General features: G+C 73.8%; 14 protein-coding genes. 9 read left to right on the top strand and 5 right to left on the bottom strand.

Translation table 11 applies throughout. The features are described 5' to 3' along the window. Positions 1–50 precede the first annotated feature (50 nt). A complete protein-coding gene (locus ADK64_RS14165; protein WP_053658763.1) occupies positions 51–1217 on the top strand; it encodes a GDSL-type esterase/lipase family protein in 1167 nt (388 codons plus the stop codon). A 15-nt stretch (positions 1218–1232) separates the two neighbouring features. On the opposite strand, the gene ADK64_RS14160 is transcribed toward ADK64_RS14165, so the two are convergent. After that, positions 1233–1970, bottom strand: a complete 738-nt coding sequence (locus ADK64_RS14160) for a class F sortase (RefSeq protein ID WP_053658761.1) — start codon at positions 1968–1970, stop codon at positions 1233–1235. 302 nt (positions 1971–2272) lie between these two features. Between ADK64_RS14160 and ADK64_RS14155 the strand changes: the two genes are divergently transcribed. The 3 genes from ADK64_RS14155 to ADK64_RS14150 all read left to right on the top strand — a co-directional run bounded on the left by ADK64_RS14155 (position 2273) and on the right by ADK64_RS14150 (position 5047). Continuing rightward, positions 2273–3097: a hypothetical protein gene (locus ADK64_RS14155; protein ID WP_159046236.1), complete on the top strand. Its 825-nt coding sequence runs from the start codon at positions 2273–2275 to the stop codon at positions 3095–3097. A gap of 452 nt (positions 3098–3549) precedes the next feature. Further along, a complete protein-coding gene (locus ADK64_RS48950; RefSeq protein WP_420712969.1) occupies positions 3550–4104 on the top strand; it encodes a virginiamycin B lyase family protein in 555 nt (184 codons plus the stop codon). Positions 4105–4168: 64 nt separating this feature from the next. Beyond that, positions 4169–5047 (top strand): SCO6745 family protein, encoded by an 879-nt coding sequence (locus ADK64_RS14150; protein ID WP_053658756.1) that lies wholly within the window; start codon positions 4169–4171, stop codon positions 5045–5047. Positions 5048–5167: 120 nt separating this feature from the next. Here the strand turns inward: ADK64_RS14150 and ADK64_RS14145 are convergent, their stop codons facing one another. Continuing rightward, complete coding sequence (locus tag ADK64_RS14145; protein ID WP_053658753.1) at positions 5168–6379, bottom strand: cytochrome P450; 1212 nt, start codon at positions 6377–6379, stop codon at positions 5168–5170. After that, entirely contained in the window at positions 6376–7086 is a 711-nt protein-coding gene (locus tag ADK64_RS14140) for a tRNA-dependent cyclodipeptide synthase (RefSeq protein ID WP_234384559.1), read from the bottom strand. The genes ADK64_RS14145 and ADK64_RS14140 overlap by 4 nt, the downstream gene beginning before the upstream one ends. Positions 7087–7285: 199 nt before the next feature. On the opposite strand from ADK64_RS14140, the gene ADK64_RS14135 reads away from it, so the two are divergent. Further along, entirely contained in the window at positions 7286–8152 is an 867-nt protein-coding gene (locus tag ADK64_RS14135) for a fructosamine kinase family protein (protein WP_053658750.1), read from the top strand. A gap of 40 nt (positions 8153–8192) precedes the next feature. Here ADK64_RS14135 and tap read toward each other — a convergent pair whose 3' ends face one another. Further along, the gene (gene tap, locus ADK64_RS14130) at positions 8193–10751 is read right to left on the bottom strand and encodes a telomere-associated protein Tap (protein WP_053658749.1); all 2559 of its coding nucleotides are present in this window, start codon (positions 10749–10751) and stop codon (positions 8193–8195) included. Positions 10752–10767: 16 nt separating this feature from the next. Further along, positions 10768–11157, bottom strand: coding sequence for a hypothetical protein (locus ADK64_RS14125; protein ID WP_053658746.1), 390 nt, complete (start codon positions 11155–11157; stop codon positions 10768–10770). A gap of 160 nt (positions 11158–11317) precedes the next feature. Here ADK64_RS14125 and tgmA point away from each other — a divergent pair, with 160 nt between their 5' ends. The 4 genes from tgmA to ADK64_RS14105 all read left to right on the top strand — a co-directional run. Further along, a complete protein-coding gene (tgmA, locus tag ADK64_RS14120; RefSeq protein WP_053658744.1) occupies positions 11318–11509 on the top strand; it encodes a putative ATP-grasp-modified RiPP in 192 nt (63 codons plus the stop codon). Between the two features lie 17 nt (positions 11510–11526). Continuing rightward, a complete protein-coding gene (tgmB, locus tag ADK64_RS14115) occupies positions 11527–12510 on the top strand; it encodes an ATP-grasp ribosomal peptide maturase (protein WP_053658742.1) in 984 nt (327 codons plus the stop codon). 35 nt (positions 12511–12545) lie between these two features. Beyond that, positions 12546–13433 (top strand): Gfo/Idh/MocA family protein, encoded by an 888-nt coding sequence (locus ADK64_RS14110; RefSeq protein ID WP_053658740.1) that lies wholly within the window; start codon positions 12546–12548, stop codon positions 13431–13433. A gap of 450 nt (positions 13434–13883) precedes the next feature. After that, positions 13884–14969: PP2C family protein-serine/threonine phosphatase (locus tag ADK64_RS14105; RefSeq protein ID WP_053658957.1), on the top strand; the 1086-nt coding region annotated here is incomplete at its 3' end.

Here is a 14969-nt window from a genome sequence, read left to right as displayed (position 1 = left end):
TCCCGACCTCTTCGGAATCTTCCCGACCTCTTCGAAACGCAGGCCACAGCATGCGCACCACCCCCCTCACCCCCGATCTCCTGCGCGGCGCGCTCGACCTGGAGGCCACCGTCCACGGACTGCTCCCGCACCGGTTGCCCGCCCGCGCCCGCGCGCAGTGCGCCGACCCGCAGCTGGCCATGGTGGAGTCGCAACCCGCCGGCGTAAGGCTGGTCTTCCGCACCCGCGCGACCGTCGTCGAGCTGGACACCCTGCCGACCAAGCGGGTCTACGTCGGTGCGCCGCCCCGCCCGGACGGGGTGTACGACCTGCTCGTCGACGGGCGGCTCGCCGACAGCGGCCGGGTCGAGGGCGGCAACACGCTCACGATCGACATGACGACCGGCAGCGTCGAGCACCGGCCCGGCGAGGTCGGCACACTCCGCTTCACCGGACTGCCCGACCGCGCGAAGGACGTGGAGATCTGGCTGCCGCACAACGAGACGACCGAACTCGTCGCGCTGCGGACCGACGCGCCGGTCGAGCCGGTCCCGGACCGGGGCCGCAAGGTGTGGCTGCACCACGGCAGCTCGATCAGCCACGGTTCCGACGCCGCGAGCCCGACCACCACCTGGCCGGCGCTCGCCGCGTCCCTGGCCGGGGTGGAACTGATCAATCTGGGGCTGAGCGGCAGCGCCCTGCTCGACCCGTTCACCGCGCGCACACTGCGCGACACGCCCGCCGACCTGATCAGCGTCAAGATCGGCATCAACCTCGTCAACGCGGATCTGATGCGACTGCGCGCGTTCGGCCCGGCCGTCCACGGTTTCCTCGACACCGTCCGCGACGGCCACCCCGACACTCCGCTGCTGGTCGTCTCGCCGATCCTGTGCCCCGTGCACGAGGACACGCCGGGTCCCAGCGCCCCGGACTTCTCCGCCCTGAGTGAGGGACGACTGCGGTTCCGGGCCACCGGGGACCCGGCGGAGACGGCGAGCGGCAAGCTCACCCTGAGTGTCATCCGGGAGGAGCTGGCCCGGATCGTGCGCGAGCGGGCTGCCGAGGATCCGAACCTGCACTACCTCGACGGCCGTGACCTGTACGGCGAGGCCGACTTCGACGAGCTGCCGCTGCCCGACGACCTCCACCCGGACGCCGCCGCGCACCGCCGGATGGGCGAGCGGTTCGCGGCGCGGGCGTTCACGCCGGGCGGCCCCCTCGGGGACCGCGCGGCCTGATCCGTAGGGGCCCGCTCACACCAGGTGGGCGAAGACCACCAGGTTGTCCGTGTAGTCCTTCACCGATTTGTCGTACGTCCCCGCGCAGGTGATGAGGCGGGCCTCGGCGCGTGGCGTGTCGTCGTACACACGGTCACTGGGGAAGTCGTCCTTGGCGAAGGTCTTCGCGCTGTCCACGACGAAGTCCGCGTTGCGTCCGTCGGCGCGTTCCACGGTGAACTCGTCGCCGGCCTCCAGTTCGTCCAGGTTGGCGAAGACGGCCGCGGAGGTCGTCGTGTCGACGTGCCCGGCGATGACCGACGTGCCCGACTCGCCCGGCGCGGCGCCCTTGGAGTACCAGCCGACCAGGTTGGTGTCGTCGGCCGGCGGGGGCTGGAGCTGGTCCCCGGAGCCAGTGGTCAGGGTGGTGAAGGGGGCGTCGACGTCGATCTTCGGGATGATCAGCCGGATCGGTGCGGACCGGGGCAGTGCCGGGCCCACCTGCTTCGGGACCACGTGTTTGGGGCCGACCCGCTCCGGGTTGGCCTTCTTCGGGATGACCCGCGGCGGAATGATCCGCGGCGGAATGACGGTCGTGGCGGCGCCCGGGCCCGGGCCCGTGGCACGGGAGGTCTGCGTGGCGTCACCCGACTTGTGGTGAGTGCCGAACACGGTGACGAAGAGGACGACGATCGCCACCACCCACAGTGTCAGCCGCCCGCCGCGGCCGGAACTCTTCCCGTCCGTCTGCGTCGGGGAGGGACTTGCTGCCATCGGACACCACCTCACTCGGGCACGGCAGCACAAGGATCAGAACAAGGGCGCCGGTACCGAGGGCCCGGCGACCGGGAGGGACGCGGAGAGCGTCCCGGGCGGCGGGCCGCCGACGCGGTGGGCGCGTCGGCGGCGGCCGCTGCCTCAGGAATCGAGCTGTCGGATCAGGACTCCTGACCGGCCTTCCGACGACGCATCACGTAGATGCCGGCCGTGCCCGCGGCCAGCACCGCGAGACCACCCGCGGTCACACTCGGACCGGCGAGCCCGCCGCCACCCGTGTGCATACCGCCGCGCGGCCCGTGCTCGTCGCCGCCGCGGTCACCGCCACGCCCGTGGTCGTCGTCACCGCCGCGGTCGTTGCCGCCGCCGTGCTCGTTGCCACCGCCGTGCTCGTCGTCACCGCCACGCCCGTGGTCGTCGCCACCCCGGTCGTTCCCACCGCGGTCGTTACCACCCCGGTCGTTCCCACCGCGGTCGTTACCACCCCGGTCGTTGCCACCGCGGTCGTTACCACCCCGGTCGTTGTCACCGTTGTCGTCGCCGCCGCGGTCACCGTCGTTGCCGCGCACTACGGCCAGCGCGCCACCACCGGTGTGGACGCCGCCGCGCGGCCCGTGGTCGTCGCCGCCGCGGTCACCGCCACGCCCGTGGTCGTCGTCACCGCCGCGGTCGTTGCCACCGCCGTGCTCGTTGCCACCGCCGCGGCCGTGGTCGTCGCCGCCCCGGTCGTTACCGCCCCGGTCGTTACCACCCCGGTCGTTACCACCCCGGTCGTTGTCACCGTTGTCGTCGCCGCCGCGGTCACCGTTGTTGCCGCGCACTACGGCGAGCGCACCGCCACCCGTGTGAATTCCACCGCGGGCCCCGTGTCCTCGGCCGTGGTCGTGGTCGTTGCCGTGATCATTGTCGTGATCGCGGCCGTGCTCGTCGTTGCCACCGCGGTCGTTACCACCTCGGTCGTTACCACCTCGGTCGTTGTCACCGTGGTCGTTGCCGCCACGGTCGTTGTCCCGGCTGTGGGAGGAGTCGTCGCGGCCTCCGTCGTCGCCCATGTGGGCAGCGGCGAGCGCGGCGCCGGGCATGGCGAAGGCGAGGGCGGCAGTCACGGCCGCCGTTGCCAGTAGCTGGCGGGCAGATCGCATAGCGGTGTCCTTCCGACGGGACCGGGCAGCGGATACCTCATCAGCTGGATAGACCCGGCCTCGACATGAACCACCGTCAGTGAGGGTTCGCGCTCGCACCATCCGAGCCGCCCAGCCGGGTCAACGAGCCACCCGTCTGCCTCAGTGATCGCCTCCCGCGACCCGCCATCCGGGTGTATCGACCGGCGTGGCTCCACCGTCACACGGCGCGTCGCCCTCATGATCCACTCCCCCCGCACCGGGTGCACGTACGACAGGGACGTCAGCCACGGCGGACGTAGTGCCAACTCACCACCCGATCGGCGCAGTTGCTTGCGGCCCACGAGCCGCTCACCCCTTGCCGGTAATGATCAACGGGCCAATGGATCACTTACCTCACCCGCAGGCCCGGTCCTGCGCCGCCTGCACGGCCGTCCTCGCGCCACCGTTTCGAGATGCCCTTCGGTCGCCCCGCCGGTCCCGGGGGTGGTCGTCGTACTCCGTCTGCGGCGGCGGGAGCGTACGGCCACCGCCGGACCGGACGGGGCCCTGTGGTCCACCGGGACGGGCGCCGGGAGGGCCGGCCGGATCGCCACGCCGGGCCAGGTGACGGAGCATCCGCTGCTCGACGTCACCGGCCTGCCCGAGGGCGTCGTCGCCGGACCGGGACAGGGCCGCCCTCACCCGGCGCGAACGCGGTCGACCGGATCGACCCCACCGGCCACGTCACCCGGTTTCCGGCGCCCGATCCGGACAGCGACCCGGGCGGCATCACGCGCAGGCCCGACGGCGGCATCTGGTACGCCGACCGGTCCGACCGGACCGGCAGCGTGGACGCGCAGGGAAAGGTGACCACCTTCCCGGCGCCGGACGGCGCCGCCAAGGTGCCCATCCGGCCGGCGGCGGGTCCCGACGGGGCCGTGTGGTTCACGACCCTGATCGGCAATACCGTCGGACGCGTCCAAGGCCCGCTCCGCCGAGATCAGCCCGGCGGAAACCCCTTGTTATGACCGCAGTCATAAAGCAGGCTGGTGCCGAGACAGCACGGCAGGCCGACGCGGTGGGAGGAATTCAGTGGCGGACGGGATGGCGCGGGCCCTCTGGGAGCGGTACGAGCCGGTGCACGACCTCGTGTACTTCGCGCCGGAGGTGCGCCGAGCGGCGGACGCGCTCGGGATGCGCGGGTACTGGATGGGGTACTTCGCACTGCGCGCCGCCCCGCTCGGCGCCGCGTCCCCGGCCGTGGTGACGAGCTGCTTCTACGTCTTCCATCCCGCGCGGGTGGCCCGGGCCCTGCCGGACGCCTGGGGGTACGCAGCACCCGGCGAGGTGCTGGCCGCCCGCCTGGACGCCCTGGACGCGGCGATGACCAGCCTGTTCGGAGCGGACACCGTCGGCTCCGCGGAGTTCGCCGAGGCCGCCGACCTCGCTTGGGAGGCCGCGGCCGCGGCGGACACCACGGGCCGGGTGCTGGCCGCCGCCAACCAGGCGCTGGAGCGCCCGGAGCGCGCCACCGCGCGGCTGTGGCAGGGCCTGACGACCCTGCGCGAGCACCGGGGCGACTCGCATGTCGCGGTGCTGGTGGGTCAGGGACTCGGACCGGTCGAGGCGATGGTTCTCAAGGCCGCGGCGGGCGAGTCGGACGGGGCGTTCCTGCGGGAGACGCGCAAGTGGGAGCAGCCGGACTGGGAGGCGGCCGGGACCCGGCTGCGCGAGCGGGGCCTGCTCGCGGCGGACGGGTCGCCCACCCCGGCCGGCGCCGCTCTGCGCGCGGAGGTCGAGGCGCTGACCGACGCGGCCGCCGAAGGACCGTGGGCCGCGCTCGGCGCCGACCGCGGCGCGCGCCTGGCCGCACTGCTGGAGCCGCTGGCCCGCGCCGTCGAGGGCTCGGGGCTGCTGCCGCCGGGCAATCCGGTCGGACTGACCCGCGGCTCGTACCCCGTCGGCCGCTGACGACGCTGCGGGTGCGCCCGTACGACGGGTCCGCGCCCGGGGTGTCCGGCCGGGGGGACCCGTCGGCGTCCTCCCGGGGTGCCGGGCCGCGGACGCCGTACGGGCGGCGGTCGTCAGGGGCTACCAGGTCACCGGCAGGCGCTCGGGGATCCGCTTCATGAAGCCGGTGCGCCACACCAGTTGGCCGGGCGGGACGGCGAGCGCGAGGTCGGGCAGGCGGTCGAGGAGGACCTCCAGGGCGATGCGGGCGTGGGCGCGGCCGAGCGCGGTGGCGGGGCAGTAGTGGGCGCCGCCGCCGAAGGAGAGGTGGTCGGCGGTGTTGTCGCGGTGGACGTCGAAGCGGTGCGGGTCGGGGAACTTGTCCGGGTCGAGGTTGGCGCCCTCGACCAGCACGAGGACGAGTTCGCCCTTCTTCACCTCGGTGTCGCCGAGCCGGACGTCGTCCAGGGCGAGCCGGGGCAGGGCGTCGGCGATGGAGAGGTTCACCCGCAGCAGTTCCTCCACTCCGGGGCCGATCAGGTCGGGGCGGTCCCGCAGCAGGTCGCGGGCGACCGGGTGGGTCAGCAGATGGACCAGGGCCATGGCGAGGAAGCCCGAGGTGGAGATGGTGCCGGCGCCGAACAGGGTGACGCCGACGGTGGCCAGCATCTCGTCGGTGAGGTGGGCGTAGTCGGGGTCCTCGCGCAGGGAGGCGAGTTCGCCCATCAGGCCGTGCGTCGCGGGGTCGTCGAGCAGGGCCGTCATCCGGGCGATGTCCCGGTCCCAGTTGATCCGCGCGCCGGCGATCGGGCAGGGCGCGTTCATGAAGGCGATGTCGAGGCTGCGCAGGAAGGCCGGGGCCTCGGTCTGCGGGATGCCGAGGATGTGGCAGTGCAGGCCCGCCGAGTACGGCTCGCAGAACACCCCGCGCAGATCCGCCGTGGGCCCCTCGGCCAGCATCAGGTCCACCAGCCGGTGCGCCTCCGCGCGCAGCCACTCCACGACGCCGGGCGTCTTGGGGTTGACCGCCTTCATCACCGCCCGGCGCAGTCCGGCCCCGGTGATGTTGCCCATGTTGTTCACGACCTCGGGCGGGATCGTGAGCGCGTACTGGCGGGGCACGCCGGGGGCGGAGGTGTCCTTGAGGGAGAACCGGTCGTCGTGGAGCACCTGGTGGCACAGCTCGTAGGAGGAGACCAGCCAGGCCTCGTCGCCGGCGATGGTCCGTACCCGCCGTACGGGGGTGGCTGCGCGCAGTTCCCCGACCTCGGCTGGTACCCGGGTGCCGTCCCAGGAGAACGGGAAGCCGAGCAGGGGCGGGGCGTCGGTGCGCAGGGCGGGGGCGGTGGTCATGCCACGGTTCCTTCCAGGGCGGCGGGGGTGACGACGGCGTGGCCCTGGTTGCGGGAGGCGCGCAGGCCGGCACCGCGGGAGTACAACAGCTCGGCCATCGGAAGCAGTTGGTGGTAGCAGTTGAGCGAGGAGGGCACCTTGAGGATCGCGGGGGTGTCCAGGAACAGCGGCGCCTCGGCGCAGACGTACTCCAGGCACACGGCCTGCAGGTTTTCGGTCGGCTCCTCACCCCGCGCAGTGAGGAAACGATTCACCAAGGCGTCGCAGACGGCCCGGAAGGCACCGTCGGAGCACAACCGCGCCTTCAGTTGCCGGTGTATCTCCTGGTAGGCGGGGTTGGTCCGGAACTCCGACATCGGGTGCCAGTCCAGCCGTACGCCGTCCGGGTCGGCCTCCGTCACCGCGTCCCGGACCTTGGCGCGCACTCCGCGCAGGTTCTTCACCGCCTTGCGCCGTGCCTCGTCCGGTGGATAGCCGGACGCCTCGTACATCTCGGCGACGTACAGGTCGGTGTAAACGAAGTCGACCCGGTCGAAGTGGTCCAGTCCCCAGCGGGCGAGGTCATGCAGGCGGCGGGCCGAGAAGTAACTGTTGCCCGGGGACACACCGATCACGGCGTGCGCGCCCTCGCCCAGAATGACCTTGCAGTGGGAGGTGTACGGCTGGACTTCGAAGACGTCGGCCATCAGCACGGATGCTGTGGTCACAGAGGGAATCCTCCGCCGCGCGCTAGTCCCTGCGGGGCCCGGTGCCCCTGGTGTGGCTGTGCGGCGCCCTCACGCTAACCGTACCGGATCAGCACGGGTAGTTACTGCTGGGGTTTGACCGAAAACAGTCGTAGCAATAGTCGAAGTTCCGTGCACTGTGCATCTGTTGAGAGCCGTACGCGGGCCGTACCCTGGGGCCGTGGTCAACCGAGACGAGGATCCGGGCCGGGCGGCGTCCCGGCTCACCGGGCGCCCGGTCACCGACGGACCGGCGGTGGCCGGATCGCCCACCGAGGTCACGCTGGACGGCGGCACCCGGGTGATGGTCAAGCGCGGCGACGCCCCCGGGGCGGTGCGGGCCGAGGTGGCCGGACTGCGCTGGCTGGCCGCGGCGGACGCGGTCCGGGTACCGGCGGTGCTCGGACACGACGAGCGTTGGATGGTGACGGAGCGGGTGCCGACCGGGCATCCGGACCCTTCGGCAGCGCGGCGTTTCGGCCAGTCCCTGGCCGCCCTCCACACGGCCGGCGCACCTCGCTTCGGGGCCGCGCCGCCCGATGGCCCCGAGGACGCGTTCATCGGCCTCGCCCCCATGCGCAACGCGCCCGGCACCGACTGGCCCCGCTGGTACGCCGAGCACCGCGTGCTGCCGTACGTGCGCGCCGCGGTCGACGGTGGCACGCTGCAGCCCCAGGAGGCGGCGGTGTTCGAGCGGGTCTGCGCACGACTGCCGGAGCTGGCCGGGCCCGCCGAGCCGCCCGCCCGGCTGCACGGCGACCTGTGGAACGGGAACGTGTTGTGGGGTGCCGACGGCGAGGTCCGGCTCATCGACCCGGCCGCGCACGGTGGACACCGGGAGACCGACCTGGCGATGCTCCGGCTGTTCGGCTGCCCCCAGCTGGAACAGGTGTTCGCCGGGTACGAGGAGACGGCGCCGCTGGCCGGCGGCTGGCGGGACCGGGTGGGCGTGCACCAGCTGTTCCCGCTGCTGGTGCACGCCGTGCTGTTCGGGCGCGGGTACGCGGAGCAGGCGCTGACGGTGGCGCGGAGCGCGCTCGGGGCGTGAGCGGGGGGCGGAGGCTGCTCCCCCCGCGTGCCGCCGGCTGTTACTCCTCCGCGTCGGGGGCGGTGAGCAGCCCCGACTTGATGTAGCGGGCGAGGTTGAGATGGTCGCCGTGCTCCTCGCGCAGGCCCTCCGCCCACAGGACGCTCTGCGTGCCCTCGTGCTTGACCATGCCGGGGCTCACACCGATCCGGAAGCCGCCGGGCAGGGGCTTGCCGTCCCGGTACGGCAGGAAGTCCAGCGGGGTCGGGCCGGCGGAGGCGTACACCGCGCAGTCGGAGAGGACCGCGACCGGGTACTGGCCGGTGGCGCGGGCGGTGGCGAGCATCTTGCGGTGCATGTTGACCCGCGCCTTGGAGATGACGGCGGCCCGGATGTCCGGGCGCCACGTCGGCCGGTCCAGCGCCGCCCACCGCTCCCCCGGCCGCCAGCCGCTGCGGCCCCGCTCGCGGAGCTTGCCGATGCCGCCCTTGACCGTGGCCTTGATCGCCGAAAGCACGAGCGCGAGGTCCGGGTCGCGGTCCTTGTGGCCGTCCATCGCCGAGAGGAACTCCTCGGGCGACAGGCCGGTGGTGACGCCGAGGTCGGCCATCGTGGCGATGTACGCGTCCCGCAGCCGGGTGTACCAGGCGTCGAGGTAGGGGCCGTGCTCGGGGCGGACGTACGCCTCCAACGGCGCGACCTGGTAACCGAGTTCGAGCGCGTACGCCACGGTCGGCGTCGCGTACCAGGCCGCGCCCTCGGGCGGCTCGCCGTCCGGTGTGAAGGGGCTCGGCAGACGCGGGTCGAGGCGGACGTGGGAGAGGTCGACCAGCCAGGATCCGGGCAGCGCGGGGTCGAAGGCCGGGTTCTGGACGTGCACCGGGGCGCCGAGGCCGACGACGGTGCGGTTGGCCGCCGCGGCGAACGCCATGTTGACGTCGATGCCGACGAGATACGGCTGCATGCACTCCTCGTCGGTCAGCGGCCGGGCCCAGTCGTAGGCCTCCTCGCGGAGCATCTCGCCCGGGGTGCGCTCGTGGAAGCGGGGCAGATGGGCGAGGAGCGGGTGCCCGTCCGGGGCCTCGCAGGGCGCGCAGTCGACGGCCCCGGTCAGCGCGCCCGGGTTCGGCGCGGACACCCACTGGCCTGCCCCGTCGCGCGCCGCGCGGGTCGGCGGGTGCAGGGCGGTCATCAGCTCCAGGCCCGTCACGGCCGTGGAGCCGCACGGGGGAAGGACGCGGGTGGCGTACACGCCGAGGACACGGGCGAGTTCCGCGGGGGGCAGACCGGCCGCGTCGCCCCAGTACCGGCTGTCCAGCGCATGCCAGGACGGCAGACAGAAGTGGACACTGTGGCGCCGGCTGCCCTCGGCGGGGCGGTAGACCCAGGCCCAGGGGCCGAAACCGCGCCGGGTGAGCAGCCAGTCGGCCTTCTGCAACTGCCGGACCGCCTTGTGCGCGTCGGGGATCCGCCCGGCGAGCCGCTCCTCGTCGCTCAGCCGCGCAGGCAGCCCGAACCGCACGCACGCCGACTCGGTGAGCACGAGGAGCGGGTCGGAGTCCTTGCCGGACCGGTGCAGCCGGGCCTGCCCGAGCCGGGCCTCGGCGAGGGTCCACTCGACGAGCGCGGGCAACGACCCGGCGGGCACGTCGAGCACGAGCCCGCCGACACAGTACGCACTCACCCGTCCGTCGTCATCGACGTCGACCACGGCGAGGGGGCCGTGCGCGAAGCGGGGGTCGACGGGTTCGGGGGCGGAGGAGACCGTTGCGGAGGGCTTCTTCGCAGGGTTACGGCGCTTCGGCCGGGAGGCCGAGGAGCGGGACGCCGGTTCGAGGGGCTGCGGGGTGGCGGAGGTGGGCGTGTGGTGTCCGGGTTGCGGGCGGACGGGGGGTGGCGGCGCGTCGGGGGTGGCGGAGGTGATGGACGCATCGTGCCCGGGCGCGGGGCCGACAGGGGGTGGCGGCGCGTCAGAAGCGGGGGGTGTGGTGGACGCACGGTGTCCGGACTCGGGAGGCATAGGGGACGCCGACGCGTCAGCGGCCGTGGAGGCGGCGGGCGCTTGGCGACCCGCCTCGGGAGGACGTACCGGGGACGCTGCCGCGTCAGAGGCCGCGGAGGCGACAGGGGGGCGGTGTCCCGCCTCGGGCGGCCGCAGCGGGGACGCCGGCGCGTCGGAGGCCGCGGGAGCCGGGACGGCATGCGCCGGGCCGCCGGAATCCGGGTCAACGGGGCCCGGGGCCGCAGGCGTCAAGGCCGCCGGACCGTCTGAGGCGGCGGCCGGAGGTGTCGGGGTGGACGGTGGCGTCTGCGCCAGTTGCTGGAGCGGGGTGGCAGGCGCAGGCGTGTTCGGTGCGGTGGCGGGATAGCGCTGGGACAGGCCGTCCAGGAGGCGGCGGTAGGCCTCCAGGCGGTCGCCCTTGGGCTCGGCGCGGCCCGCCTCCCAGGCCTGGATGCTGGGCACGCGGACGCCGAGGGCCTGCGCGACCGCGGCCTCGGTCAGGCCGGCCGCCTCGCGCAGCCGCGTCCGCTCCGCCGGGGCGGGGAGCACGGTGCCGCCGTCCACGGCGGCGAGCAGCGAGTCCACCGCTGAGAACAGCTCGTCGGGCTGGTCCGTCATTTCCACATCCGTCTTTCTACCTGACGCCCTGGCGGATCTCTTCGAGCCGGGTCGTCAGCCGCTGATGGCGCTGCGAGGCGGCCTGGGAGGAGTTCAGCCCCTGGTGCCCGGCGATCTGCCGCCAGTCCATGCCCCGGCGCCGCGCCTCCATCACCACCTGGCTCTCCAGCCGGTCGAGTTGACGGCGCAGACCGTCGACGAGGCTGAGGGCGGCCCCGATGTCGTCGGCCGTGACGTCCGGCGCCGCGTCGGCGTCCGTGCGGCGACTGTCGGTCGCCGTCAGCAGCCGGCCGAGGAGCGCGGCGTCCTGGGCCATCCGGTGCGCCGGAGCGCCGTCGGCCTCGGCCACGAGGGCCGCGAGGGCGGATAGCCGCGATCGGGCCGCGTCGGCGGCGTCATGTGCCATGCGGGCATGCTATCCCGGCCACTCAACGGAACAACGTTGTGTTGTGTTCTTGTGACGACTCACTCGCGGTACCTTCTTCGACCTGCGGTTACGCAGCGTAAGGAAACCATTCACCCGTTCGAACCGTATAAGGACGTGAAGGCCGAACCAGGGAGAGACCATGCAACCGTTCACGCTCAACTACGCGCGCCCAGCTGTGCAGTTGGACGTCACCACTCCGTATGCGTACGACTCCGGACTGCAGTTGAACGTCCTCCCGGACGGGCGGATCGCCGCCACCGACCACGCCACGATGAGAGCCCTGGGGACCACGACGTCCACCGCCGGTTCCAAGACACACTTCGACGACTGAACCGTGGACCAGAGAAGATGACCGTGCTCATCCTGACCAGTGAAGAGGACGTGACGGCGGACATGGTGGTCCTCCGGCTGAGCGAGGCCGGCGTGCCCGTCGTCCGGCTCGACCCCGCCGATCTGACCAACGGGGTGGCGCTGTCCGGCGAGTACGTGCACGGCGCCCGCCACGGACATCTGTCCGTCGGCGGGCGCCTGGTGAGCATGAGCGGCCTGCGCTCCGTCTGGGTGCGCAGGCCCGGTGCCGCGGCGGCCCGCGCCGCCCATCCCTCGGCCTGGCTGACGGAGGAGTCCGCGCAGGCGCTGTACGGCATGCTGCTGTGCGGTGACGCCCGCTGGATGAACCCTCCGGAAGCGGCCCGGCGCGCCCGTCACAAGCCCTGGCAGCTGCATCTCGCCCAGCGCAGCGGACTGCCGGTGCCGGCCACCCTGATCACGACGTTCCCGCAGGCGGCGCGGGAGTTCGCGGCGCGCTTCCCGGACCTGGTGGTCAAGCCCGTCTCCGGAGCGCACCCGCAGGAGCCGCCGCGTGCGGTGCCGACCAGCAGGGTCGCCCCGGACGCGGACTTCACGGCGGTGGCCTTCGGTCCGACGCTGCTCCAGCGGCGGATCGCCAAGCGCGCCGACATCCGGCTCACCGTCGTCGGCGACACCCTGCTGGCCGCACGCAAGCCCGCCGCCCCGGACGCGGATCCCGACGACGTGGACGTCCGCTTCGCCCCGTCGGTCTCCCCCTGGCTTCCCGCGGAGGTGCCGCCGCTCGTCACGGAGGGCGTGCGGCGGTACATGAGGGGCGCGGAACTGGCGTACGGCGCGTTCGACTTCGCCGAGGACGCGGACGGGATCTGGTGGTTCCTCGAGTGCAACCAGTCGGGCCAGTTCGGGTTCGTGGAGATGGACACAGGTCAGCCGATTGCCGCGACCATCGCCAACTGGCTCGCGGGGGAAGGGGATCCGGACCGCAGGTGTGCGCAGGGCGGCGGGAGCGCAGCCTCTTGAGGGTGCGGGGACCGGTTCGGAGGAAGGAACGCTGCATGCGCATCGGACTGCTGGGGACGGGCCCGTGGGCCCGGGCGGCCTACGCCCCCGCGCTCGCCGGGCACACCGGCCTTCGGTTCACGGGGGTGTGGGGCCGTCGGCCCGAGGCGGCCAGAGCGCTGGCCGCGGAGTACGACGTCGCCGCGTACGACGACGTGGACGTGCTGCTGGCCGACGTGGACGCGGTGGCGGTGGCCCTGCCGCCGTCCGTGCAGGCCGAGTTGGCGGTGCGTGCGGCGCGGGCGGGTCGTCATCTGCTGCTGGACAAGCCGCTGGCGCTGTCGGTCGCCGACGGGCGGGCGGTCGTGGCGGCGGTGGAGCGGGCCGGGGTGGCGTCGGTGGTCTTCTTCACCGCGCGGTTCCAGAAGGAGCCGGAGGCCTGGATCGAGGAGCAGGCGGCCGTGGCGGGCTGGTTCACGGCGCGGGCGCAGTGGCTGGGGGCGGTGTTCACGTCCGACAGCCCGTTCGCGGCCTCGCCGTGGCGGCGCGAGAAGGGGGCGCTGTGGGACGTCGGCCCGCACGCCCTGTCGGTCCTGCTGCCGGTCCTCGGCGACGTACGGCAGGTGGTGGCCGCCGGGCACGGTCCGGCGGACACCGTGCACCTGGTCCTCGACCACGCCACCGGTGCTTCGAGCACCCTCACGCTGAGCCTGACGGCGCCTCCGGCGGCGGCGGGGGCGGATGTGGAGCTGCGGGGCGAGGCGGGGACGACGCTGCTGCCCGGCAGCTCCGAGGGGGCGGTCCCCGCGCTCGCCCGGGCCGCCGGCGCCCTGGTGACCGCCGCCCGCAGCGGCCGCCCGCACGCGTGCGACGCCGCGTTCGGCCTCCGGGTCACCGAGATCCTGGCGACGGCGCAGGCGCGCCTGACCGGCACCACCGGGTAAGCGCATCGCGGAGTGAGCGCCCGGCCCCGGGTGCAGTCACCCGGTCCCGGGCCGCCGCGGCGGTGGCCGGTCGCCCTCACGCGGCGGAGCCGCAGGTCGGTGCCCCCCGGTGCACCTCCGCCACCAGGGCGGCGGCGCCCCGCTGCGGGCCAGCGCGAGGGTGGCCGCTCACGCCCACACGACGAAGGGGCGGTGCACCGGTCGCACGCACGCGGCGGAACCGCAGGTCGGCGCCCCCCGGGGCACCTCCGCCACCAGGGCGGCGGCGCCCCGCTGCGGGCCAGCACCACGGTGGCCGCTCACGCCCACACGGCGAAGGGGCCGGGCGCCGGTCGCACGCACGCGGCGGAACCGCAGGTCGGTGCAGCCTCCGCGTACCTTCGGGAGCAGGAGCGGCCCGGGTCCTCGGGGCGGGAGGCCCGGGCGGGGGCGGCGGCGTAGCTTGGGGATGTGAGATCGGTGCGCGGCTGGTCGTCGCGTGGGTACCGGGAGGATCGCGGCTGGTTGCGGGGTGCGCCTCCGCCGTGGTGGGTGCGGGTGCTGCCCGTGCTGCTGCTCGTGGCCGTCAGCGCCGCCACCATGGTCACGCCCCACGCACGCGACCTCGGCTTCCTGCTGGGGGCGATCCCGCCGCTGGCCGTCCTGTCCTACGGCCCGCTGGCCACCGCCGTCCTCGGTGTCGGGGTGGTCGCGGCGCTGAACGTCCCGGCCACGCATCTGAACCGTCCGGGCAACACCGATCTGCTCACCATCGTGTTCGTGGCGGCGCTGAGCGTGTTCGTGTCGTACGTGCGCAGTCACCGCGACGCCCAGCTGAACGCGGAACGGGCGATCGGCGAGGCCGTGCAGCGAGCCGTGATGCCACCGCTGCCGGCGCGGGTCGGCAGCGTGGGCTGTACGGGTTTCTACCGGGCCGCGCAGGACGGCACGCTGGTGGGCGGGGACTTCTTCGACGTGCGGGAGGGGCCGTACGGGGTGCGTGCGGTGATGGGGGACGTCCGGGGGCACGGGCTGTCCGCGGTCGCGACGGTGGTGTCCCTGCTGGGTGCCTTCCGGGAGGCGGTGCTGGACCAGCCGGAGCTGGAGTCGGTGGCGGCGCGGATGGACCGCAGGCTGGGGGTGGACTCGGCGGGGGTGCGGGACGGAGAGCTGTTCGCCACCGGGGTGCTGCTGGAGTTCTCCGCCGACGGGCGTGCGGTGCGGGTGGTGACCTGCGGTCATCCGGCGCCGGTTCTGCTGCACGAGGGGCGCGCCCTGGAGGTGACGGTCGCGCCGGGACCGCCGCTGGGGCTGGGGCTGGTCGGCGTGGAACCGCCGAAGGAGGTCACCGTGGCGCTCGGGCGGGGCGACCGCCTGTTCCTGGCCTCCGACGGGGTGTGGGAGGCGCGGGGCTCCGACGACGTCTTCTATCCGCTGCCGGCCCGGCTGGCCGCCCTGACCGACGCGGCGTCCGCCGAGCTGCCCGAGCTGGTCTGGAAGGACCTCGTGCGGCTCCGGTGCGAGGTCCGGGACGACGTCACCATGCTGGTACTGGCC

The sequence above is a fragment of the Streptomyces sp. MMG1121 genome (assembly GCF_001280015.1).
Taxonomy (GTDB): Bacteria; Actinomycetota; Actinomycetes; order Streptomycetales; family Streptomycetaceae; genus Streptomyces.
Note: the sequence above shows the minus strand (reverse complement) of the source record. Positions and strands in the feature narration are given on the sequence as shown.

Coding starts and splice junctions, on each gene's coding strand:
- ADK64_RS14165 (WP_053658763.1), top strand. CDS start 51: ATGCGCACCACCCCCCTCACCCCCGATCTCCTGCGCGGCGCGCTCGAC.
- ADK64_RS14160 (WP_053658761.1), bottom strand. CDS start 1,970: ATGGCAGCAAGTCCCTCCCCGACGCAGACGGACGGGAAGAGTTCCGGC.
- ADK64_RS48950 (WP_420712969.1), top strand. CDS start 3,550: ATGCCCTTCGGTCGCCCCGCCGGTCCCGGGGGTGGTCGTCGTACTCCG.
- ADK64_RS14145 (WP_053658753.1), bottom strand. CDS start 6,379: ATGACCACCGCCCCCGCCCTGCGCACCGACGCCCCGCCCCTGCTCGGC.
- tap (WP_053658749.1), bottom strand. CDS start 10,751: ATGACGGACCAGCCCGACGAGCTGTTCTCAGCGGTGGACTCGCTGCTC.
- ADK64_RS14125 (WP_053658746.1), bottom strand. CDS start 11,157: ATGGCACATGACGCCGCCGACGCGGCCCGATCGCGGCTATCCGCCCTC.
- tgmA (WP_053658744.1), top strand. CDS start 11,318: ATGCAACCGTTCACGCTCAACTACGCGCGCCCAGCTGTGCAGTTGGAC.
- tgmB (WP_053658742.1), top strand. CDS start 11,527: ATGACCGTGCTCATCCTGACCAGTGAAGAGGACGTGACGGCGGACATG.
- ADK64_RS14110 (WP_053658740.1), top strand. CDS start 12,546: ATGCGCATCGGACTGCTGGGGACGGGCCCGTGGGCCCGGGCGGCCTAC.